Source organism: Virgisporangium aliadipatigenens (genome assembly GCF_016863615.1).
Lineage (GTDB): Bacteria > Actinomycetota > Actinomycetes > Mycobacteriales > Micromonosporaceae > Virgisporangium > Virgisporangium aliadipatigenens.
This window is the reverse complement of record NZ_BOPF01000012.1, coordinates 133,091-154,620: the sequence shown is the minus strand read 5'-3', so window position 1 is coordinate 154,620 and position 21,530 is coordinate 133,091. Positions and strand designations below refer to the sequence as shown.

Below are 21,530 nucleotides of genomic sequence, written 5' to 3'. Positions count from 1 at the left end.
TCCCGATCAGGAAGGCGGCATGAGTGGTGAACGCTCTCGTGCTCGGCGCCGGCGGCATCACCGGCATCGCCTGGCAACTCGGTGTCCTCGTCGGCCTGCGCGCGGAAGGGGTCGATCTGACCACCGCCGACCTGTTCGTCGGCACCTCCGCCGGGGCCGTCACCGGTGCGCTGGTCGCCGGCGGGCACACCCCCGAGGAGGCGGCCCGGATCGAGGCCCGGCTCGGCGCCGACGACCCGCCGTTCCGGCCCGACTGGGCGCGGGGCGCTCAGGCGTTCGCGCTGCTCAACGACGCGACCCTGGACGCCGGGGCGATCCGCGCGGCGGTCGGCGGACTGGCCCTGGCGGCGGACGTCGTCGGCGAGGAGGAGTACGTCGCGTCGCTGGCGCGGCGGATCCCGACGACCGACTGGCCGTCCCGGCTACGCGTCACCGCCGTGAACGCCACCACCGGCGAGCCGGTCGTGTGGGACGCCGGTTCGCGGGTCCCGCTGCAGCGCGCGGTGGCGGCCAGCTGCGCCGTCCCCTGCGTCTTCCCGCCGGTGACGGTCAACGGCGGCCGCTTCATGGACGGCGGCGTGCGTTCCGGCGTGAACGCCGACCTGGCGCACGGCGCCGCCCGCGTGGTGATCCTGGCGCCGCTGGCCCCGGTGCGCACGCGCGCCGTCCCGGAGGAGGAGATCGCCGCCCTGCGCGCCACCGCGCGGGTGACCCTGGTGGCCCCCGACGCGCCGACCCTGCGGGCGTTGGGCCCGAACGTCCTCGACCCGTCCCGCTGGGAGCCCGCCGTAGCGGCCGGCACCGCCCAGGGCGCCCGCCTGGCGGCGTCGGTCGCGTCGACCTGGGCCTCATGATCGATACTTCCTACGGAAAGCTGTTCCTGGAACGCGGTTCTCCGTAGTAGATCGCGATCAGGTCGGCAGGGCGACGCCGGTGAGGCGTTCGCACTCGGCGAGCAGGGCGTCCTGGATCGCGTGTTCGCGGGCGGCCGGGTTCGGCTCGAGGACCCGGCGGCGCTTGAGGTAGCGGCCGGTCCGCACCGCCTCGGGGTCGTCGCTGGTGGCCAGCCACACCTGCGTCTCGGCGCCCTCGGGCAGTTCGTCGGTGGCGCCCGGGCCGCCCAGGCGGGTTTTGATCCACCCGGGGTCCACGACGTTGGTGATCACCTCGGGCCACCGCCGCGCGACCGCGAAGGCGAGCACCACGTCGTACATCTTCGAGTCGCTGTACGCCCGCATCCCGTGCCACGGCTTGCGCGCGAACTGCATGTCGTCCAGGTCGACCACGCCGTCGGACTCCAACCCGGAGGTGAGGTACACCAGCCGCGCCGGGCGCGGGAGCAACGCCGTCAGCAGGTAGGGCGCGACGACGTTCACCTGGAAGATCTGCTCCATGCCGTCGACCGTGAGGTGGCGCGCGGGCCGACCGCTGATACCCGCGTTGTGGATCACCACGTCGTAGCCGCCGGCCTTGACGGCGGCCTCGGCCAGCGCGGTGGTCCCCGCGAGCGAGGCGAGTTCGCCGGTCACGACGGGGCCGATTCCGGGCAGGGCGGCGCGCAGGTCGTCCGCGCGCGACTCGTTACGGGCGTGCCCCACCACCTCGTGGCCGAGCGCGATCAGCTGGGCGGCGGTCTCTCGCCCGATCCCGTCGGCCGAACCGGTCACGAGAACCCGCGCCATCAAACGCTCCGCACCTGGGTGTCGGCGAGGCGGACCGGGGTGCCGCCGCGCAGCGAGTTCGGGATCTCGGCGATGGCGTCGACATGCGCCACCAGGGCCCGCAGCTCCTCCTCCGAACCCTCGCCGTCGACCTCCACGCGGTACGCGATTCCGGTCGAGACGGCCGGGTCACCGGCGTAGCCGCCGTCCACCTTCACCACCACGCGCCGGATCGTCAGCCCCCGCGCGGCCGCCTCGCGGAACAGGTCGTTGGAGACGCAGCCGGCGACCGCCAGGTGCAGCAGCTGCCCGCCGTTGAACCCGTGCCCGCCGCCGCCCGCCTCGACCGGCCGGTCCACGACGACCGTGTGCGGGCCGGCCGTGCCGAGCGCGGTCACGGCCCCGTCGACGTTGCGCACCTCCACCTCGAACCCCATGGCGACACCTTAGTCACCGGGCGCGTCACCGGAGATCAGATGTTCGGCGGCGCCCTCGGCCATCCGCGCGATCTCCTCGGAACGGGCGAACATCACCTTCTCGTAGGCGCGCACGGCCTCCCCGACGGTGGTCGACGCGGTGAGCGCGAGCGCCAGTTCGCAGGCGTCGAGCATGGCCAGGTTGACGCCCACGCCCACCGGCGGCATGAGGTGTGCGGCGTCGCCGAGGAGGGTCACGCTCGGCACGTGTTCCCAGGCGTGCGGCACGGGCAGGGCGAAGATGGGCCGCTCGATGTAGGGGCCGTCGTTGTCGGTGAGCATCCGGCGCAGTTCCGGCGCCCAGCCCTCGAACGCCGCCAGCAGCCGCGCCCGGATGCCGGCCGTGTCCCCGGCGGTCAGGCCGGCGGCGGTGATCCAGTCGAGCGGCAGCCGCTGCATGACGTACACCCGGATGTGGTCGCCGCTGTTGCGCTGGGCGAAGACTCCGCGGTCCCCGTCGGCGGCCGCGGCGCTGCCCGGTCCGACCAGCGCCGCGAGCTCCGGATGGCGCCGGGAGACCTCGTCGAACCTCGCCTCGAGGAAGCTCACCCCGGTGTAGCGCGGCGTCGCGGCCGAAACCGCCGGACGCACCCGGGAGAACGCGCCGTCGGCGCCGATCACCAGGTCGGTGTCGACCGTCGCGCCGTCGGCGAAGTGCAGCCGGCGGGGGCCGTCGGCCGGCCCGTCGACCCCCGTCAGCGACGCGCCCCAGCGCACCGTTCCCGGACGCAGGGAACCGAGCAGAAGGCCGCGCAGTTGTCCGCGGTCGATCTCGGGCTTGACGCGTTCGCCCTCGGCGGGAACGTGCCGGAAGAAGAGCCGCCCGGTCGGGTCGAGCTGCCGCATCTCCTGCCCCTCCGGGCGGGCCAGCTCCCAGAACTCCTCGATCAGGCCCGCCTCGCGCAGTGCGAGCTGCCCGTCGTCCTCACGCAGGTCCAGCGAACCACCCTGATCGCGCTCGTCCGGCCCCGGGTCGCGGTCGTACACGGTGACCGCGATGCCGTGCTGTTGCAGGATGCGCGCGCAGGTGAGCCCGCCCGGGCCCGCTCCGATGACGCTGATCCTCATGTCTGCCTCCCGTTGTCGATGCCTACAGAAAAGCAGAACGAATACAAAAGTGCAACGAGTCAACTTTGTGTACGAGGCCACTAACGGATACGCTCCACCCATGACCCAGCCCGCCGTCGGCCGACGCGAACGCAAGAAGGCCGCCACCCGGCAGGCGATCGCCGACGCGGCGCTGCGCCTCTTCCTGGCGCACGGCTACGACCGGGTGAGCGTGCGCGACATCGCCGACGCCGCCGACGTCTCCACGACCACGCTGTTCAAGCACTTTCCCGGCAAGGAAGCGCTCGTGTTCGACCGGGACGACGAGCGGGAGGCGGGACTCGTGGCGGCCGTCCGGGAACGCCCACCGGGCACCGACGTCCTCGACGCGCTGCGCGCGCACGTCCACGCGACGTGGCTTCCGCTCGTCACCGACCCACGATTGGCGGGGTTCACCGAACTGGTGAACAACACCCCCGCGCTGCGGGAGTACTCCGCGCGGATGTGGCGCCGGCGCAGCGACGCGCTCAGTGCGGCGATCGCCGAGGAGTTCGGGGTGCCGCGGGACCACCTCGCATGCGTCGCGCTGGCGCGCTTCGTGCTGGAGATCCCGGCGCTGACGCGCGACCGGCCCGATCCGGCGGCCGCGGTGGACGAGATCTTCGACATCCTCACGAACGGATGGCGCCCACCCGTGTAATGCCCGGGCCCCTTCGAGCCGTCTAACGGCATGGAGGGAGAACCGTATGGATGACACCGACGAACGGCTCGAACGGCTGTTCCGCGCGCACGCGGACGGTCTGTTCAGGTACGTCGCGCACCGCATCGGCGTCGAGGAGGCCGGTGACGTCGTCGGCGACACGTTCGTCGTGGCGTGGCGCAAGCTGGATCGGATCCCGTCCGGCGACGAACGGGCCTGGCTCTACGGTGTGGCGCGCCGGGAGACGCTGAGCCGGGTGCGCAAGCGGGCCCGCGGCGACGCGCTGTACCAGCGCCTGCTGAACGCGGGGCCGCAGGACGGTGCGGACATCGCCGACGGCGTCCTCGCGCGGCTGGAGTTGTGGCGGGCGCTCGCGGAACTCGGCCCGGCCGACCGCGACATCCTGCTCACCACGTTGTGGACCGAGTTGACCCCGGCCGAGGCGGCGCGGGTGCTCGGATGTTCGCGGCCCACGTATGCCGTGAAGCTGCACCGCGCGCGGCGTCGGCTGGCCCGCGCGCTGGAGGAACGGGACATGTCACCGGTGCTGGAGAGTGTGCGATGAACGTTGACGAAATGGTCCGGCGGGCCGCCCCGGCGCGGGTCGACGGGTGGGCGGAATCCGCGCAGGGGCGCACCGTCCTGGCCGGGGTGCGCATGCGTTCCGTGCCGCGGAAGAGCCGGACGGTGCGCCGGATCGTCGGGGCCGTGGCCGTGACCGGTGCGCTCGTCGGCGCGAGCGCGGCGGCGTGGGGCGTGTTCGGCGAGGAGCCGCCGAAGGGCTGGCACAACCCGACCGGTGGCGTCGCGTGCGCCGACAAACTGGGCCAGCCGCGCGGCCTGTACATCCTGCAGCCGAGCGACGCGAACGCCATCGACCAGTGCCGCGACTGGTGGCGGACCGAACGGCGCACCGAGCCGCCGGAGCCGCTGTTCGGATGTGTGATCGTCATGGACGACAACGACGGCGGCGCGCTGATCGTGGTGCCCGGTGCGCCGTTCAAGAACGCCGCCGACGCCTGCCGCGAGGCCGGCATGTACGCGGCCCCGCCGGAGGCGATCGCCAACCCGGGCCGCTAGAAGCGCCGGGCGGTCGGCGCGGAGCGTTCCGCCGCCGACCGCCCCTGTGTGCGGCTGGGCGTGATCGCCGTCATGCCCGGCGGGCGACCCGGTCGACGGCCTCCTGGTACTCCGGTCGAACGGCCATCGCGTTGGCGATGCGCAGGTGGGTCAGCGCCTCGGCGGCGCGGTTCTGGCGTTCGAGGGTGCGGCCGAGCACGTGGTGCGTGTAGTGGTCGCTGGGGTCCCGCTCGACGAGGATGCGCAGCTGCGCCTCGGCCTTGCTCAGCTGGGCGGCGCCGAAGTACGCCAGCGCGAGTTGGAGGCGCACGTCGGAGTTGCCCGGCTCGGCCGTGGCGATCGGCTCCAGGATCCGCGCCGCCTCCACGGGGTCGCCGGCCTCCATGAACAGGGCCGCACGCCGGTACTCCTCGATCAGCTCCATGACCGACCGCAACACCGGCCACCCGCACCGCTATTCCGCACAGGTAGGGAACCCCCGAGAAGAGCGCGCGGATCCGTGCACGGCCCCCCGGACGGGGTCACGATGGACAGGTCACCTCGATGGCACACATTGGGGAAAAAACATCTTCAATCGCCTTATAACGTGGTGGGCACAACAGCACGACATACAGCCACGAAGGGGATATAGACATGAGCGACGACTACGAGGTCAACGTCGACGTGGACGGCGACGGCCAGTGGGACGCCAACACCACGGAGCCGGACGGCCAGGGTGGATACAACATCTACGTCGACCGGAACCACGACGGTGACCCGGACTTCATGGGCAACGACGAGGACGGCGACGGCCTGATCGACTCGGCCCAGTACGACGGCAACTTCGACGGCTACTTCGAGGCGCAGACCACCGACACCAACGGCGACGGCTGGCAGGACCGCACCGAGTACGACACGAACGCCGACGGCGAGACCGACCACGCCTCCGCCGACACCAACCACGACGGCGCCACCGACCGCGACGTCTACGACCTCAACCTCAACGGCACGCCGGACGCCTGGACGGCCGACCGTGACTTCGACGGCAACGTCGACCTCGAGGCGCACGACCGCGACGAGGACGGCGACGCCGAGGACGTGCGCGCCGACAACGACGGCGACGGGTTCTTCGAGACCCGCGGCCAGCAGGCGCAGGCCGCGGCCGGCTCCGACCCGTTCGTCGCCAACTAGACCGAATCCCTCTCACAGACCGCGCCCGGTGCCCGTCCCCCGTACGGGCACCGGGCGCGCGTCGTCAGCCTTACCCGCCGGCGAGCAGCTGGTCGAACGGCACGAACCCGTGGTCCGGCGCGACGGCCGGCCGGGGGCTGCGGGCCACCAGGCCGGCGAACTCCTCCCCGGCGCGCCGGATCCGCTCCGCCAGGTCCTCGCTCGCCCAGTCGTCGGAGGCGGCGAAGACGGCCGTGGGCGTGACGAGCGCCCGCAGGTAGGAGAAGAGCGGCCGCATGGCGTGTTCGAGCACGAGCGAGTGCCGCGCCGTGCCGGCGGTGGCGCCCATCAGGACCGGCCTGCCGGCGAGCGCCTCCCGGTCCAGCACGTCGAAGAACGTCTTGAACAGGCCGCTGTAGGAGGCGGAGAAGACCGGCGTCACGGCGATCAGCCCGTCGGCGTTCTGCACGGTGTCGATGGCCGCACGAAGGGACGTTCCCGGGAAGCCGGTAACAAGGTGATCGGCCAGATCGCGAGCGTGCCCGCGCAGCTCGACCACCTCCGACGTCGCCCCCGGGCCCAGCGCCGCGACGGCCGCGGCGGCCAGGCGGTCGGCGAGCATCCGGGTGGACGACGGCACGGACAGGCCCGCGCTCACCACGGCGATCCGCGTCATGACTGCTCCACCCGGGGATGTGTCGGCGCGGGGCGGCCGCCCGACATCTCCTTGCGCAGCACCGGAACGACCTCCTCGCCCAGCATGTCCAACTGCTCCAGCACGGTCTTGAGCGGCAGCCCCGCGTGGTCGATGAGGAACAGCTGCCGCTGGTAGTCGCCCACGTAGTCGCGGAACGACAGCGTCCGGTCGATCACCTGCTGCGGGCTGCCGACGGTCAGCGGCGTCTCCCGGCTGAACTCCTCCAGCGACGGCCCGTTGCCGTAGACCGGTGCCTTGTCGAAGTAGGGCCGGAACTCCTTCACCGCGTCCTGGCTGTTGCGGCGCATGAACACGTGCCCGCCGAGGCCGACGATCGCCTCCTCGGGGGTGCCGTGCTCGTAGTGCGCGAAGCGTTCCCGGTACAGGGCAACCATGCGCTGCGTGTGCTCCTTCGGCCAGAAGATGTTGTTGTGGAAGAACCCGTCGCCGTAGTAGGCCGCCTGTTCGGCGATCTCGGGGCTGCGGATCGAGCCGTGCCACACGAACGGCGGCACCCCGTCCAGCGGCCGCGGCGTCGAGGTGAACGACTGCAGCGGCGTGCGGAAGCGGCCCTTCCAGTCGACGTTCTCCTCGCGCCACAGCCGGTGCAGCAGGGCGTAGTTCTCCACGGCGAGCGGGATGCCCATGCGGATGTCCTGCCCGAACCAGGGGTACACCGGGCCGGTGTTGCCGCGCCCGAGCATGAGGTCGACGCGGCCCTTCGCGAGGTGCTGGAGCATCGCGTAGTCCTCGGCGATCTTCACCGGGTCGTTGGTGGTGATCAGCGTGGTGGCCGTCGAGAGGATCAGGCGCTGCGTCTGTGCCGCGATGTAGCCGAGCGTGGTGGTCGGTGAGGAGGAGAAGAACGGCGGGTTGTGGTGCTCGCCCAGGGCGAACACGTCCAACCCGACCTCTTCGGCCTTCTTGGCGATCGTGACGACCGCGTCGATGCGTTCCGCCTCGCTCGGCGTGCGCCCGGTCGTGGGGTCGGTGGTGATGTCGCTGACCGAGAAGACGCCAAACTGCATGATGCTCGCCGCCGTTCGTGAAGGATGCGTCGGTTTTCCCTCCCCACAAGGTACATGACGCATCATTTATTCCGGCCGACCCCGGTGCGGCGGCCGGCCCTGGTGCGGGCCGGCCGGGCCGCTCAACCGGCCAGGGCGCCGCCGTAGTTCTCGATCGCCAGATAGCCGCGCATGTGCGGGTGCCGGCTGGCGACCGCCACGTCCCGCCAGTAGCGCTGCATCGGGCTCGAGGTCGCGAAGCCGCTCGCGCCGTACAGGTCCAGCATCAGCTCCATCGCCGCGCGGCAGTCCTTCGCGGCGTCGGCCAGGTCCGCGCGCAGCCGCGCCTGATCGGCCTGCGACACGTCGCCTTCGTCGCACTCGCGCGCGATCGCCAGCATCGTGCGTTCGGCGCGGTCGGTCAGCAGCGCCGCCTCGGCCAGCCACTGCCGCGCCCCCGGCGACTCCCCCATCCGCGTGTACGACGTCATGTACGGCTTGCGATCGGAGGCGAACATCGCCCGCACCACGTCCAACCCGCCGCGCGTGGCGCCCACGACCGGCCCGAGCGCGAGCAGCCCGTAGTACGCCAGCAGCGCCGGCGGCGGGGGCGTGGCCGCGGCGACCCGGTCCGCCGGCACGAGGACGTTCTCGGCGACCAGCGTCTGGCTGCCGGTGCCGCGCATCCCGGCGACCTGCCAGGTGCGCTCCACCGTCAGTTCACTCAGCGGGAACGCCGCGACGTGGAAGACGCCGTCGATCATCAGGGCGAGCATCGCCCAGGAGGCGTCCTCGCAGCCGGAGACGTTGGCCCAGCGGCCGTTCACCCGCACGGCGCCGTCCGGGGTCCGTTCGCCGACGCCGCCCGGCGTCCCCGAACCGCAGGCGATCGCGTCCGGATCCGCGAAGAAGCCGCGCGGCGCCGCCTCCCCGTACACGGTGTGCACGAACGTCTTCGCGGTGGCGGACGTGCCGGCGATCCACGCCGTCGAGGGACACGCCCGGCCGATCTCGGCGAGGAGCCGCACGGTCCCGACGGTGTCGATGCCCGGGCCCCCGTGCGCCACGGGAGTGCCGAGGGCGAACCCGCCCCGGGCGCGTACCGCCTCGAGGCTCTCGGCGGTCGGACGGTCCTGCTGCTCGGTCTTCTCCGCGTTGGCGAGAAGGATGTCGTGGAAGCTCACGAACATCGACTCAACCAATGGGGCATCCCCCAGGACCATGCCGCAGCGGCCCGGCTCCATACGCGTACGGCCTAGCATCGATCGGATGGACATCCTCAGCGACGTGCTCGCGACGGTTCGCGGCGGTGTGGGGGGCGCCCGGCGGATCAGGGAATCCGGAGCGTGGGGCATGCGCTACCCGTCGTTCGCCGGGCTCGGGTTCCACATCGTGCTCGGCGGCACGGGCTGGCTCATCACGCGCGGTGGCGCCCCCGTGGCGCTGCATCCCGGCGACGTCGTCCTCGCCCCCGCGGGCACCGAGCACGGGCTCAGCCACGCGCCGTGCGCCCTGATGTCGCTGCCGGTCGGCACCATGGGCGACTTCCCGCCGGACCCCGGTCCGTCGGACTTCGACTTCATCTGCGGGGCCTACCGTCTCCAGCGCGGTCAGGTGCATCAATCTCTGCGGGAACTCCCGGAGGTCGTCGCGCTCTCGCCCGACTACGCGCGCCATCCCGAGCTGCGTTCCCTGGTCGGGCTGCTCGACGCCGACGTGGCCGGCCGCGGACCCGGCGCCGCGGTGACCCGCACGGCGCTGCTCGACCTGATGATCGTTCACCTGCTGCGCCAGTGGCGGGAGCAGCACGCCGGCGCCGAATGGCCGGTGATCGCCGACCCCGGCATCGCGGCCGCGCTGCGGGCGATCCACGACGGGCCGGACAAGCCGTGGACCGTGCAGCAGCTGTGCGTGATCGCCGGCATGTCGCGCACGGCGTTCAACCGGCGCTTCGCCGAACTGGTCGGCAAGCCGCCGATGACGTACCTGATCGGCTGGCGGCTCTCCTGCGGGGCACAACTGCTGCGCGACACCCAGGCACCGCTCGCCGCCATCGCCCGCCGGGTCGGCTACTCGACGGAGTTCGCGTTCGCGAGCGCGTTCCGGCGGGAGTACGGGCTGGCCCCGGGCCGGTTCCGGCAGGACGTCCGGGCCGCCGAACTAGCGGCCACCGCGAAACCGGTGCGCGTGGGCGACCCGGGCCCGGGCGGTCTCCGCGCGGGCGAGCGCACCGTGGGTCTGTAGCGCCCGTTCGGGGCCGACGCCGGTGGCCAGCCGCACCGTGAACCGCCCGCCGCTCGGCCACCCGTCGAGCTCGTCGCAGGCCTGCCGGGCCAGCCACAGACCGGCCCGGGTACGCACGTCGTCCGGTTCGACCGAGAAACCGGCAAGGGGATCGACGAAGCCCGCGCCGCGGTCGGTGACCCGGCACTCGACGCGGGTCGGCGTCACCCATACCGCGACCTCGACCGGCGGCACCCCGTGCACGCACGCGTTGGCGAGCACCTCGTTGACGGCGGCGACGAAATCGGTACGGACCAACGTCGGCAGCGGACGCAGCGCCGCCGCGAGCCGCGCCCGGACCGCGGCGACGTCCGACAGCGCGACGACAGCGGACTCCCGGAACACGGGCCGGACGGCCGGAACGGGTCGGTGCACCGGCCGGTGCAGGGCGGCCACGACCCCCGCCGGATCCCGGAACGCCGGATTGTCGACCGGCCCGCGCGGGGTGAGCAGCCGCGGATGGGTCCGCAGCAGGAGATCGAGCAGCGGCTCGGGCGTGTCCCGGCGCGGATAGGCACACACCGTCGACAGCGGAACCCGCGCCAGGCTCAGCGAACAGGCCGCCTCGTACCGCACCGCCTCGTACCGCTCGTCCGGGGTGCCACCGTGATCGGGTTCGGCGACGTACCAGACCCGGCCACCGGCGACGGCGTGTTCCCGGGCCAACCGCCGCTGCGCCGCGAGCGCCACCACCGGCCGCAGGCGCACGACCGGCCGGGGCAGCGACAGCGGCGCACGCGGCCCGTCCGACACCTCCGCCAGCGCCTCCTCGTGCCGCTCCCGACACGCCAGAACGACCAGGTCGTCGTCGCCCGCCTCCCGACCGAGCACGGCCCCGAGCGCCGCGGCCAACTGGTCGCCGTCGTCGTACAGCAGCAGGTCATGGCGGTGCGCGCCGCTCATCGCACCGGGTCACCCTTCACCGCTGCCCCGTCCGGGCGAGGGCGCGGGCCGCGCACCAGGCGACCCGTTCACCGTCGCCGCGCCGGGGCCGCACCACCCGGTAGTGGAACGTCAACACACCCAGCAGCGCCCCGGCCTGGTCGCGCAGCGGATAGGCGTGCACCGCACGGGAACCGGCCGCGAGCAGCACGTCCCGGTTGGCCTTCCCGGCGAAGATCGGACTGCGCGCGATGTCGTCGACCAGCACCGCCTCGCCGGCGGCCGCGGCGACCGCGGCGGCCGTGGGCCGGCCCAACCCCAGCAGGCGCAACGTCTCCGTGGAGAACCCGCGATGCCGCACGACGCGCAGCCCGGCCGTCTCCGGATCCACCAGGTAGAGCACGCTCGCGTCGGCCGCCCCGACCACGGTGGCCGTCACCATGATCGCGTCGAGCACCGTCGACCGGTCGGCCACCCCCAGGAACTCCTCGCCGCACAGCGCCTGCGGGTCGACGCGCAGGCGCTGACGCAGTTCCGCCAGCAGAACCTTGCGGGTCGAACGGACCTCGGCGTCGACGACCTGCTGCTGGACCCGCGCGACGATCCGGGCCTGCTCCCCCGCCACCCGGTGCCGGTCCTCGACCGCCCGCACCCGGTCGTCCGGGGTGCCCACATCGACCGGGACGAACAGCTGATGCCCCGCACCGGCCGCCTCGACCGCCCGCCGCACCACCCCGTCCACGCCGGTCACCCGCAACCGGCGGCCGGTGTCCAGGGCCGACTGGCGGGCCCGCAACAGCAACCACACCGTGCCCGCGTCCATGCCCCCCACCGCCCGAAGATCCACGACGATCTCGCCCGGAGCATCGGGCCCCCGCTCGGCCAGCGCCGCCTCCAGCGCCACGCGCACGGCCTCGTGCGCCGCCGCGTCGAACTCCCCCGCGAACACCAGAGTGCCCGGCCGATCGCCGGACGCGATCCGGTAACGGTCGAAGGTGTCGGGCGGCACGGACAACGAATGATCCACAATGACTGCCGGCAAAGCCGGGTTACCGAGGTCAGGACGGCGACGAGAAGTATCGACCAGGCTACGCGGCCCGGGCGCCGACCGGGTGGGATCCCCGCCGCCGGGCGACGAACCCGGTGAATCTCGACACGGCGGCGTGGCACCTCCGAGGAGTTGTCATACCTCCCGGTTAGGGTGGCCGGGCGCTACGTCCGCCGGATCTGGAGTATGTCGAGTTGACCGCACAGCCTGAGACCCTCTTCGGGGGAGACGAGTACGGGGCAGACGACCTCACCCACCTTGAGGGACTCGACGCCGTCCGGAAGCGACCCGGCATGTACATCGGGTCCACCGACAGCCGTGGCGTCGGCCACCTCGTCAACGAGATCGTGGACAACTCCACGGACGAGGGGGTGGCCGGACACGCCACCCACGTCGAGGTGACCCTGCATCCCGACGGCTCCGTCCAGGTGGACGACGACGGGCGCGGCATCCCCACCGACATCAACGCCCGTTCCGGCCTGTCCGGCGTCGAGCTGGTGCTGACCCGGCTGCACGCCGGCGGCAAGTTCGGCGGCTCGGGGTACAAGACCTCCGGCGGCCTGCACGGCGTCGGCGCCTCCGCCGTCAACGCGCTCTCCCTGCGCTTCGACGTCACGGTCAGCCGCGGCGGCAAGGTGCACCGGATGTCGTTCCGCAACGGCGTCCCCGGCGTCTTCGACGGCGACGGGCCCGACGCGCCGTTCACGCCCGAGCCGGGGCTGCACGTCGTCGGGCGGATGAAGCGCGGCGCCTCCACCGGCACGTCGATCCGCTACTGGTACGACGCCCGCTACTTCGAGGCCGGCGCCTCCCTCGACGTCGAGGCGGTGCGCGCCAAGCTGCGCAACACCGCGTTCCTCGTCCCCGGGGTCACCTACGTGCTGCGCACGCCCGACGAGGACGGCAAGCTGCGGGCGGAGACGTTCGTATACCCGCACGGGCTGCTCGACATGGTCGACTTTCTCGCGCCCGCCGGCGAGAAGCCGGTCTGCGGCACCCTGACCATCACCGGCGAGGGCACCTACAAGGAAAACGCCGCCGACGAGAACGGCGTCATGCGCGCCAACGTCGAACGCCGCGCCGAGGTCGAGATCGCCCTGCGCTGGGGCACCGGCTACGAGCGCACCGTCGAGTGCTTCACCAACACCATCCGCAACCAGCACGGCGGCACACACCGCCGCGGCTTCGAACGCGCCGCCGTCCGCGCGATCGGCGACGCCATCCGCAACACCCGCGGGCTGCTGCGCCCCAAGGAGGACCCGCCCACCGTCGAGGACGTGCTCGAGGGGATGACCGCCGTCCTGCACGTGCGCATCCCGGAGCCGCAGTTCACCTCGCAGACCAAGGACGAGCTGTCCACGGCGGCGATCACCAAGGTGACGCAGGGCGTCGTCGAGAAGGCGCTGCGCGCGTGGGTCGACGACCGCAAGACCCGCACCGAGGCGCGCACCGTCCTCACGAAGATCGTCGAGGCGTCGCGGGTCCGGCTCACGCAGAAGCAGCAGAAGGACGCCGCGCGGCGCAAGACGGCGCTCGAGGGTGCGTCGATGCCGCCGAAGCTGGTCGACTGTCGGTCGACGGGGGTGGCGCGCAGCGAGCTGTTCATCGTGGAGGGCGACTCCGCCCTCGGCTCGGCCCGAATGGCGAGGGTTGCGGAGTATCAGGCGCTTCTTCCGATTCGGGGCAAGATCCTCAATGTGCAGAAGGCCAACCTCGCCGACACCCTGAAGAACGCCGAGGTCGCCTCGATCGTGCAGGTGCTCGGCGCCGGGACGGGGCGGACGTTCGAGCCGGAGTCGTTGCGCTACGGGCGAGTGATCATCATGGCCGACGCCGACGTCGACGGTGCGCACATCCGCACGCTGCTGATCACCCTGTTCGCGAAGTACATGCGGCCGGTGATCGAGCTGGGCCGGCTGTACGCGGCCATGCCGCCGCTGCACAAGGTGATGACGAAGGGGCGCAACGCCGAGACCATCTTCACGTTCACCCAGGTGGAGATGGAGCAGACGGTGGCGCGCCTGGAGCGGGCCGGCCGTCAGGTGGTGACGCCGGTGCCGCGGTTCAAGGGTCTCGGCGAGATGGACGCCGACGAGCTGTGGGAGACGACGATGAACCCGGCGACCCGTTCGGTCCGGCGGATCACCATGCAGGACGTGGACGCCGCCGAACGTGCGCTGGACCTGCTGATGGGCGAGAAGGTGGAGCCGCGCCGGCAGTGGCTGGTCGAGTCGGCCAAGCGGGTCGACCGTGACGCGATCGACGCCTGAGCGGAAGGGGATCTGACATGGCGCGCAAGACTGTCAAGACCAAGGTCGATCTCGCGGCGTTCGACCGCGCGGGTGCCAACGTCGTCGACAACCCGCTCACCACGGAGATCGAGGACTCGTACCTGGAGTACGCGTTCTCGGTGATCTACTCGCGGGCCCTCCCGGACGCGCGGGACGGGTTGAAGCCGGTGCACCGCCGGATCCTGTACTCGATGTACGAGCAGGGGTACCGCCCGGACCGGCCGTACGTGAAGTCGGCGCGCGTCACCGGTGACGTGATGGGTAAGTACCACCCGCACGGCAACACGGCGATCTACGACGCGATGGTGCGGCTGGCGCAGGACTTCTCGCTCAATGTGCCGTTGATCGACGGGCACGGCAACTTCGGTTCGCCGGACGACGGGCCGGCCGCCGAGCGGTACACCGAGTCGCGGTTGTCGACGGCGGCGATGCAGCTGGTCAACGAGCTGGGCGAGGGGACGGTCGACTTCCGGCCCAACTACGACGGGTCGTTGCAGGAGCCGAGCGTGCTGCCGGCGGCGTTCCCCAATCTGCTGGTCAACGGGACCTCGGGCATCGCGGTCGGCATGGCGACCAACATGATCCCGCACAACCTCGGTGAGGTGGTCGCGGCGGCGCGGTGGCTGATCCGCCATCCGACGGCGACGCTGGACAAGCTGATGGAGTTCGTGCCGGGGCCGGACCTGCCGACGGGTGGGTCACTGCTGGGCTTGGACGAGGTGCGCCGGGCGTACGAGACGGGCCGTGGTGTGGTGCGGATGCGCGCCAAGGCGACGACCGGGCCGCTGGAGGGCAGCCGGGGGCGTCAGGCGATCACGGTCACCGAGCTGCCGTACGGCATCGGCGCGGAGAAGGTGATCGAGAAGATCACGGACGAGGTCAACCGGACGAAGCGGCTGACCGGGATCGCCGACGTGAAGGACCTGACCGACCGGGAGAACGGCATCCGGCTGGTCATCGAGTGCAAGGTGGGCGTCAATCCGCAGGCGTTGCTGGCGGATCTGTACCGGTTGACGCCGCTGGAGCAGTCGTTCGGGGTCAACAATCTGGTGCTGGTGGACGGTCAGCCGCAGACGCTGGGGTTGAAGGCGCTGCTGGAGGTGTTCCTGGCGCACCGGTACGAGGTGGTGACGCGGCGCAGCCGGTTCCGGCGGCAGAAGCGGCTGGATCGGCTGCACCTGGTCGAGGGCCTGCTGATCGCGCTGCTGGACATCGACAAGGTGGTGCGCCTGATCCGGGCCAGCGACAACGCGCAGGCGGCGAAGGACTCGCTGATGGCGGAGTTCGGGCTGTCGGACATCCAGGCGACGTACATCCTGGACACGCCGCTGCGGCGGTTGACGAAGTTCGACCGGCTGGAGCTGGAGGCGGAGCAGTCGCGGCTGCAGTCGGAGATCGCGGAGCTGTCGCGGATCCTCGACGACGAGAACGTCCTGCGCAAGGTCGTGTCGGACGAGCTGGCGGCGGTGGCGAAGGAGTTCGCGGCGCCGCGGCGCACGACGCTGATCGACGGTGACCTCAAGGAGGTGCTGGCGGCGTCGGCGCCGGCCGGGCCGCTGGAGGTGGCCGACGACCCGTGCCAGGTGATCCTGTCGGCGACGGGCCTGCTGGCGCGCACGGCGGCGGAGTCGGAGGAGTCGGTCGAGGGGCGTCGGCGCAACGGTCGGGACCGCCACGACGCGGTGCGGGCGCTGGTGCACACGACGGCGCGCGGGCAGGTGTTGCTGGTGACGAGCGCCGGTCGGGCGTTCAAGACGGATGTGCTGTCGCTGCCGGTGCTGCCGGAGCGTTCGGGCACGGTGTCGTTGCGGGGCGGCATGTCGACGTCGGAGCTGGTGCCGTTGCGGCCGGGCGAGCGGGTGGTGACGCTGGCGCCGCTGGGCGAGAGCGCGTCGCCGGGGCTGGCGTTGGGCACCCGGCAGGGCGTGGTGAAGGTGTGTGCCCCGGACTGGCCGGTGCGGTCGGACGAGTTCGAGGTGATCGCGCTGCGCGAGGGCGACGAGGTCGTCGGCGGCACGTGGTTGGCCGACGGGTCGGAGTCGTTGACGTTCGTGTCGTCGGACGCGTCGCTGCTGCGGTTCCCGGCGAAGTTGGTGCGCCCGCAGGGTTTGCGCGGTGGCGGCATGGCGGGCATCAACCTGTATCCCGGGGCGGAGGTGCTCTTCTTCGGGGCGGTGGCGACGGATGATCCGCAGCACGGTGAGCCGATGGTGGTGACGTCGACCGGCGGCGGGACGAAGGTGACGCCGTTCGCGGAGTATCCGGCTAAGGGCCGGGCGACGGGCGGGGTGCGGGCGCAGCGGTTCCTCAAGGGGGAAGCGCGGCTGACGATCGCCTGGGTGGGGCCGCGTCCGGTGGGGGCCACGAGCAAGGGCGAGCCGATGGAGCTGCCGGAGGTGGATCAGCGGCGGGACGGTTCGGGCGCGTCGGTGCAGGGGCCGGAGATCGTGGGGCACCTGATCGAGCACGGCTGACGGTTCGCGCTTACCTGTATATCGGCGATGCGGCGGTCCCCCCTCACGTACGGGGCCGCCGCGCCGAGCCGTCCGGTCAGGTCACCGTTGCACCGGGAGGACGACCATTCCGGGGAACCGGGGCCGCACCGCCTCGTCGACCATCGCCGCCGCGACCGTCGCCCGGCTGACCGACGCCGGGAACATCCGCGACGGCGCCTCGGCGAGGGTCAGCGTGCGGCGCGCGGGAGCGACGGGTCCGTTGCCCAGCATCCCGGCGTGGAAGACGGTCCCGCCGAACGCGATGATCGTCGAGTCGGCGTTCTCCTTGTCCGGCAACTCCTTGCGCATGGCCGTCTTCATCAGTGCCCGGGTGACGATGCCGCCGGCGCGCGCCGACTGACCGGTGCCGACGGCGCCGAGCCAGATGATGCGCGGCACGCCCGAGGCGACGGCCGCACGGGCGCCGGCGGTGAGCGTGCCGGGGCCGCCGCCGAGCCCGGAGAGCAGCACGTCGCAGTCCTTGACGGCGCGGGCGATCGAGTCGGGGTCGTGCACGTCGACGGCGGCCGCCTCGACCCCGGTGACCCGCGCGGGGTCCCGGACCAGGGCGACGACGTCGAGGCCGCGTTCCAGCGCCGTCGTGACCAGCAGCTGTCCGGTGGCGCCGGTGGCGCCGAGCACCGCGATCCTCATCACGCCACCTCCCGCCGGACGGCGAGCATTTCCGCGTGCACGCCCGGCACCCACGGCTGCCCGCGCAGGTCGGTCACCACCCCGCCGACCTTGTGGACGGCGGTCGTGATCTCGCGTTGCATCAGTGCCGCCCGTTCAGGACGTCGAGCGCGGCGTCGTGCAGGCCGGGCGCCGCCGCCAGGTAGCCGTCGCTGGTGATCTCCCAGGGCTTGCCCTCGAGGTCGGTGACGAGCACGCCGGCTTCCTTCGCGATCAGCAGCGGACCGATGTGCGCGCGGACGTTGTGGAACTGCCAGTGCGCGTCCATCCGTCCGGCGGCCACCAGGGCGACCTGGTAGGTGGCCGGTAGGGAGACGCCCACGGTGAGGGCGTTGCGCAGCATGGCGGCGACGGAGTTGCCGATGAGGTCCGGATAGGTGGGGTCGTCGGTCGGCATGGCCTGTCCGGTGCTGACCCGCGCGACGGCGAGGTCGGTCTTCCGGGAGGCGTGGATCGGGTGTCCGTTGAGGAACGCGCCGCCGCCGGCCGACGCCGTGTACATCTCGTCGAGGACGGGCGCGTGCAGGACCGCGAGTTCGGGGCGGCCGTCGCGCACGAGGCTCACGCCGACGTTCCAGTCGGACATGCCGTGGATCGGGTTGATGTTGCCGCCGACCGGGTCGACGTACCAGCGGTCGCCGGCGGGCACCGGACCGCTGCCGTGCTCGTCGTCGTCCCAGACGGAGCCGGGCAGGAGGTCCAGCAGCGCGGGCTTGAGGACGTTGCGCACGAGGGTGTCGTTGGTGTCCAGGGCGGTGCGGAGCTGGTCGAAGTTCTCCGGCGGGTCGCCGGCCGAGATCTGGGCTCCGGCCCGCTGCACCGCCGCGGTGACCTGATCGATGAGTGACATGCCTCAAGGCTCTATCGGTTCAACGATTAAGTCCAATGCACTCTTGTTAGGTTAGGATTTACCGCGATGCAACTAGATCTCAACCTCCTCACCGCCCTGCACGCCCTCCTCGAGGAGGGCAGCGTCATGGGCGCCGCCGACCGCCTGCGCCTGTCCTCACCCGCCGTCAGCCGCACCCTGGGCCGCATCCGCCGGTTGACCGGCGACGACATCCTGGTGCGCACCGGCCGCACGATGACGCCCACGCCGTACGCGCTCGCCGTTCGGGAGCAGGTCGCCGAGCTGGTGCGCCAGGCCAGCGCCGTGCTGGCACCGAGCCGCGAGCTGGACCTCGCCGCGCTCGATCGCACCTTCACGCTGCAGTGCCACGACGCCGTCGCCATGACCCTCGCCCCGCCGCTGCTGCGGGCGGTCGCCGACGCGGCGCCGGGCGTGCGGCTGCGGTTCCTGGCGGAGTCCAGTGTGGACACCGACGACCTGCGGCACGGCCGCGTCGACCTGGAGATCGGGGCCGATCCGCCGGCGCTGCCGGAGTTCGGCTCCGCGACCGTCGGGCACGACCGGCTCGTGGTCGTCCGGCGGGACCCGGGCCGACTCGACCTCGAGGGGTACGCCGCGCGGCAGCACATCCTGATCTCCCGGCGCGGCCGGCTCAGCGACCCGGTCGACACGCTGCTCGCCGAGCGCGGGCTGCACCGCCGGGTCGTCGCGTCGGTCGGCACCACCGCCGCCGCGCTGCACACCGTCAGCGCCGGCGACTTCCTGCTGACCGCGCCGGAGCTGATGTGCCGGCCGCTGGTGGCGGCGTTCGGGCTGCACACCACGCCGCTTCCGCTGCCGGTGCCGGCGGCGCCGCTCGTCTGCGTCTGGCACCAGCGCTACGACACGGACGCCGCGCACGCCTGGCTCCGCGAGCTGGTGCGCGTGGAGATCGCTAGCCTTTGCTCATGACCACACTGGGCGCCGTCTTCCTTCCGTACCTGCCGCCGGAGCGGCTCCGTTCCATCGTGGAAAAGGCCGAGGAGTGCGGCCTCGAGGAGCTGTGGCTCTGGGAGGACTGCTTCCGCGAGAGCGGCATCGCGACGGCCGCGGCGGCGCTCGCCTGGAGCGACACGCTGCGGGTCGGCGTCGGCCTGCTGCCGGTGCCGCTGCGCAACGTCGCCGCGACCGCGATGGAGATCGCCACCCTCGAACGGCTCTTCCCCGGCCGCGTGCGCATCGCCGTCGGGCACGGCGCGCAGGACTGGATGCACCAGGTCAACGCCCGTGTCGAGTCGCCGTTGACGCTGCTGCGCGAGTACCTCGACGCGCTGCGGGCGCTGCTGCGCGGCGAGACCGTCAGCACCGAGGGGCGTTACGTCACGCTGCGCAACGTCACGCTGGACTGGCCGCCGGAGCGGGCGCCGGAGATCCTCGCCGGCGCGATCGGGCCGCGTTCCATGCGGTTGGTGGGTGGATCGGCCGACGGGGCGGTCGTCGTCGCGGGCACCTCACCCGCCGCGCTCACCGAGGCGATCTCTCTGTTGAACGAGGGTGCGCACGCCGCCTCCCGCCCCGAGCCGGTGCCGGTGGTCCTGTACGTGCACGCGGCCACCGGCCCGACCGCCGACGAGCGCATGGAGGGCGAACGGGAGCGCTGGGGCTACGAGTCCACTGTGGACAGGGTGGTGACCGGCGACGCGAAGGCGATCGCGGCGGCGGTGCGCACCTGGGCGGCGGCCGGCGCGCAGACGGTGATCCTGCAGCCGACCCCGGACGAACCGGATCTCGAGGGCTTCATCGAGATGGTCGCGCGCGACATCCGCCCCCTGGTCGACTGATCGGGCGTGCCGTTAGATCACCTGTTCTAACGGCACGCTATGGTGCCGGTGTGACGATCCCGGCCGACCAGGACCCCGACGACGAGCTCGCGCTGCCGGAGGCCCTGGTCGGCCACGGCACCCTGTTCGCGCTGACGGTCCGCGGCGACTCGATGATCGGCGCGGCCATCCGCGACGGCGACATCGTCGTGGTGCGCCGGCAGCAGACCGCCGACAGCGGGGACATCGTCGCGGCGCTGGTCGACGGCGAGACGACCGTGGCCGGCTATCGGGTGCGCGACGGGCGGGCCGAACTCGTTCCCCGGAATCCCGCCTATGACGCGATCCCGGGTGAGGGCGCCGAGATCCTCGGCAAGGTCGTCTCCGTGGTCCGTCGGATCTGACTCAGATCGAGCGCAGCACGCGGATGCGGTCGGCGACGGCCCGGCGCGCGACGTCGGAGTCGAACGCGATCGAGTCGAACTCGTGCGGCACACCGGGATGCAGGTGGAACTCCACCGGCACGCCGGCGCGGCTGAGCTTCGCGGCGTAGGCGATGTCCTCGTCGCGGAACGCGTCGATCTGGCCGACCTCGATGTAGGCCGGCGGCAGGCCGGCGGCGTCCTCGAGCCGGGCCGGAGCGGCCGTCGCCGGAACGTCGGGTCCGCCGGCCGCGTCGCCGAGCAGCGCCGGCCACGCGGTGCGGCTGTCGTCGTAGGACCACAGCGCGAACGGCGCGACATGCGGGTCCGGCGTCATGTTGCGATCGTCGAGCATCGGCATGATCAGGATCTGCCGGGCGATCCGGGGGCCGCCGCGGTCGCGGGCCAGGATCGACAGCCCCGCCGCCAGGCCACCACCGGCGCTGTCACCCATCACGCCGATCCGGTCGGGGTCGACGCCCAGTTCGGCGGCGTGCTCGTGCAGCCAGCGCAGCGCGGCGTAGCCGTCCTCCAGCGGCGTCGGGAACGGGTGCTCCGGCGCGCGGCGGTACTCGACGGAGAGCATCGGCACGCCGCTGCCGGAGACGTAGCGGGCGACCGGCCCGTCGAACAGGTCGATGTGCCCGAAGATGTACCCGCCGCCGTGGAAGAACAGCGCGGCCGGGCCCGGTGCCGCGCCGTCCTTCGCGTACCAGCGCAGCGTGATCCGTTCGCCGTCGGCGGCCGTCGCGAAGAACTCGCGCGTCGTCACGTCGTCGGGGACGGGCTGGGCGGTTCCGGCGGCGCCGATGATCGGCTCCCACATGGCGCGGCGGCCCGCGATGTCGCCCACGGCCGGCGGGGTGACGGCGGCCATCCCCGCGGCCATCGGCGCCATCGCCGCGGCGAACTCCGGATCCAGGCTGAACGACATGGCCTCTTCCTCAAAC

24 protein-coding genes are annotated in these 21,530 nt (G+C 72.3%); 11 read left to right on the top strand and 13 right to left on the bottom strand.

Going from position 1 to position 21,530, the window contains the following annotated elements; all coding sequences use genetic code 11:
* Positions 1–23: 23 nt before the first annotated feature.
* Positions 24–854, top strand: coding sequence for a patatin-like phospholipase family protein (locus Val02_RS18050; RefSeq protein ID WP_203900255.1), 831 nt, complete (start codon positions 24–26; stop codon positions 852–854).
* A 57-nt stretch (positions 855–911) separates the two neighbouring features.
* On the opposite strand, the gene Val02_RS18045 is transcribed toward Val02_RS18050, so the two are convergent.
* Genes Val02_RS18045 through Val02_RS18035 form a run of 3 tightly spaced genes read right to left on the bottom strand, consistent with a single transcriptional unit; the run spans position 912 to position 3,205 of the window.
* Entirely contained in the window at positions 912–1,682 is a 771-nt protein-coding gene (locus tag Val02_RS18045; protein WP_203900254.1) for an SDR family NAD(P)-dependent oxidoreductase, read from the bottom strand.
* The gene (locus Val02_RS18040; RefSeq protein WP_203900253.1) at positions 1,682–2,098 is read right to left on the bottom strand and encodes an OsmC family protein; all 417 of its coding nucleotides are present in this window, start codon (positions 2,096–2,098) and stop codon (positions 1,682–1,684) included. Before Val02_RS18040 ends, Val02_RS18045 begins: the two co-directional genes overlap by 1 nt.
* Positions 2,099–2,107: 9 nt before the next feature.
* Positions 2,108–3,205 (bottom strand): FAD-dependent oxidoreductase, encoded by a 1,098-nt coding sequence (locus tag Val02_RS18035; protein ID WP_203900252.1) that lies wholly within the window; start codon positions 3,203–3,205, stop codon positions 2,108–2,110.
* 100 nt (positions 3,206–3,305) lie between these two features.
* Here Val02_RS18035 and Val02_RS18030 point away from each other — a divergent pair, with 100 nt between their 5' ends.
* From Val02_RS18030 to Val02_RS18020, 3 genes are read left to right on the top strand one after another with little or no spacing between them, the layout of a single operon-like run.
* Positions 3,306–3,884, top strand: coding sequence for a TetR/AcrR family transcriptional regulator (locus Val02_RS18030; protein WP_203900251.1), 579 nt, complete (start codon positions 3,306–3,308; stop codon positions 3,882–3,884).
* Positions 3,885–3,930: 46 nt separating this feature from the next.
* The gene (locus Val02_RS18025; protein ID WP_203900250.1) at positions 3,931–4,449 is read left to right on the top strand and encodes an RNA polymerase sigma factor; all 519 of its coding nucleotides are present in this window, start codon (positions 3,931–3,933) and stop codon (positions 4,447–4,449) included.
* Positions 4,446–4,964, top strand: a complete 519-nt coding sequence (locus tag Val02_RS18020) for a hypothetical protein (protein WP_203900249.1) — start codon at positions 4,446–4,448, stop codon at positions 4,962–4,964. Before Val02_RS18025 ends, Val02_RS18020 begins: the two co-directional genes overlap by 4 nt.
* Before the next feature lie 70 nt (positions 4,965–5,034).
* On the opposite strand, the gene Val02_RS18015 is transcribed toward Val02_RS18020, so the two are convergent.
* On the bottom strand, positions 5,035–5,388 hold the full coding sequence (locus tag Val02_RS18015) for a tetratricopeptide repeat protein (protein ID WP_203900405.1): 354 nt from the start codon (positions 5,386–5,388) through the stop codon (positions 5,035–5,037).
* Between the two features lie 209 nt (positions 5,389–5,597).
* Here Val02_RS18015 and Val02_RS18010 point away from each other — a divergent pair, with 209 nt between their 5' ends.
* Positions 5,598–6,134 (top strand): hypothetical protein, encoded by a 537-nt coding sequence (locus Val02_RS18010; protein ID WP_203900248.1) that lies wholly within the window; start codon positions 5,598–5,600, stop codon positions 6,132–6,134.
* A 70-nt stretch (positions 6,135–6,204) separates the two neighbouring features.
* Here the strand turns inward: Val02_RS18010 and Val02_RS18005 are convergent, their stop codons facing one another.
* From Val02_RS18005 to Val02_RS17995, 3 genes are all read right to left on the bottom strand, one after another.
* Positions 6,205–6,789 (bottom strand): CE1759 family FMN reductase, encoded by a 585-nt coding sequence (locus Val02_RS18005; protein WP_203900247.1) that lies wholly within the window; start codon positions 6,787–6,789, stop codon positions 6,205–6,207.
* Positions 6,786–7,838, bottom strand: a complete 1,053-nt coding sequence (locus Val02_RS18000; protein ID WP_203900246.1) for an LLM class flavin-dependent oxidoreductase — start codon at positions 7,836–7,838, stop codon at positions 6,786–6,788. Before Val02_RS18000 ends, Val02_RS18005 begins: the two co-directional genes overlap by 4 nt.
* Positions 7,839–7,960: 122 nt before the next feature.
* Positions 7,961–9,007, bottom strand: coding sequence for an acyl-CoA dehydrogenase family protein (locus Val02_RS17995; RefSeq protein WP_203900245.1), 1,047 nt, complete (start codon positions 9,005–9,007; stop codon positions 7,961–7,963).
* 79 nt (positions 9,008–9,086) lie between these two features.
* On the opposite strand from Val02_RS17995, the gene Val02_RS17990 reads away from it, so the two are divergent.
* On the top strand, positions 9,087–10,061 hold the full coding sequence (locus tag Val02_RS17990) for an AraC family transcriptional regulator (protein WP_203900244.1): 975 nt from the start codon (positions 9,087–9,089) through the stop codon (positions 10,059–10,061).
* Here the strand turns inward: Val02_RS17990 and Val02_RS17985 are convergent.
* A complete protein-coding gene (locus Val02_RS17985) occupies positions 9,978–11,003 on the bottom strand; it encodes an MEDS domain-containing protein (RefSeq protein WP_203900243.1) in 1,026 nt (341 codons plus the stop codon). The two genes, Val02_RS17990 and Val02_RS17985, sit on opposite strands and share 84 nt — an antisense overlap.
* Before the next feature lie 16 nt (positions 11,004–11,019).
* A complete protein-coding gene (locus tag Val02_RS17980) occupies positions 11,020–11,991 on the bottom strand; it encodes an STAS domain-containing protein (RefSeq protein ID WP_239153152.1) in 972 nt (323 codons plus the stop codon).
* 233 nt (positions 11,992–12,224) lie between these two features.
* Between Val02_RS17980 and Val02_RS17975 the strand changes: the two genes are divergently transcribed.
* Positions 12,225–14,300: a DNA gyrase/topoisomerase IV subunit B gene (locus tag Val02_RS17975; protein ID WP_203900241.1), complete on the top strand. Its 2,076-nt coding sequence runs from the start codon at positions 12,225–12,227 to the stop codon at positions 14,298–14,300.
* A gap of 17 nt (positions 14,301–14,317) precedes the next feature.
* Positions 14,318–16,795, top strand: coding sequence for a DNA gyrase/topoisomerase IV subunit A (locus Val02_RS17970; protein WP_203900240.1), 2,478 nt, complete (start codon positions 14,318–14,320; stop codon positions 16,793–16,795).
* 81 nt (positions 16,796–16,876) lie between these two features.
* Here Val02_RS17970 and Val02_RS17965 read toward each other — a convergent pair whose 3' ends face one another.
* From Val02_RS17965 to Val02_RS17960, 3 genes are read right to left on the bottom strand one after another with little or no spacing between them, the layout of a single operon-like run.
* Positions 16,877–17,470, bottom strand: coding sequence for an NAD(P)-dependent oxidoreductase (locus Val02_RS17965; RefSeq protein WP_203900239.1), 594 nt, complete (start codon positions 17,468–17,470; stop codon positions 16,877–16,879).
* Positions 17,470–17,592, bottom strand: coding sequence for a hypothetical protein (locus Val02_RS48225; protein ID WP_275415584.1), 123 nt, complete (start codon positions 17,590–17,592; stop codon positions 17,470–17,472). The genes Val02_RS17965 and Val02_RS48225 overlap by 1 nt, the downstream gene beginning before the upstream one ends.
* Positions 17,592–18,359 (bottom strand): inositol monophosphatase family protein, encoded by a 768-nt coding sequence (locus Val02_RS17960; RefSeq protein ID WP_203900238.1) that lies wholly within the window; start codon positions 18,357–18,359, stop codon positions 17,592–17,594. The genes Val02_RS48225 and Val02_RS17960 overlap by 1 nt, the downstream gene beginning before the upstream one ends.
* A 66-nt stretch (positions 18,360–18,425) precedes the next feature.
* Here Val02_RS17960 and Val02_RS17955 point away from each other — a divergent pair, with 66 nt between their 5' ends.
* The 3 genes from Val02_RS17955 to Val02_RS17945 are packed head-to-tail and all read left to right on the top strand — an operon-like array spanning position 18,426 to position 20,562.
* Positions 18,426–19,310, top strand: coding sequence for a LysR family transcriptional regulator (locus Val02_RS17955; protein WP_203900237.1), 885 nt, complete (start codon positions 18,426–18,428; stop codon positions 19,308–19,310).
* Positions 19,307–20,179: an LLM class flavin-dependent oxidoreductase gene (locus Val02_RS17950; protein WP_203900236.1), complete on the top strand. Its 873-nt coding sequence runs from the start codon at positions 19,307–19,309 to the stop codon at positions 20,177–20,179. Before Val02_RS17955 ends, Val02_RS17950 begins: the two co-directional genes overlap by 4 nt.
* Positions 20,068–20,562 carry a LexA family protein gene (locus Val02_RS17945; RefSeq protein WP_203900404.1) on the top strand — a complete coding sequence of 165 codons (495 nt, stop codon included), beginning with the start codon at positions 20,068–20,070 and terminating at the stop codon, positions 20,560–20,562. The genes Val02_RS17950 and Val02_RS17945 overlap by 112 nt, the downstream gene beginning before the upstream one ends.
* A gap of 1 nt (position 20,563) precedes the next feature.
* Here the strand turns inward: Val02_RS17945 and Val02_RS17940 are convergent, their stop codons facing one another.
* Positions 20,564–21,514 (bottom strand): alpha/beta hydrolase, encoded by a 951-nt coding sequence (locus Val02_RS17940; protein ID WP_203900235.1) that lies wholly within the window; start codon positions 21,512–21,514, stop codon positions 20,564–20,566.
* Between the last annotated feature and the right edge of the window lie 16 nt (positions 21,515–21,530).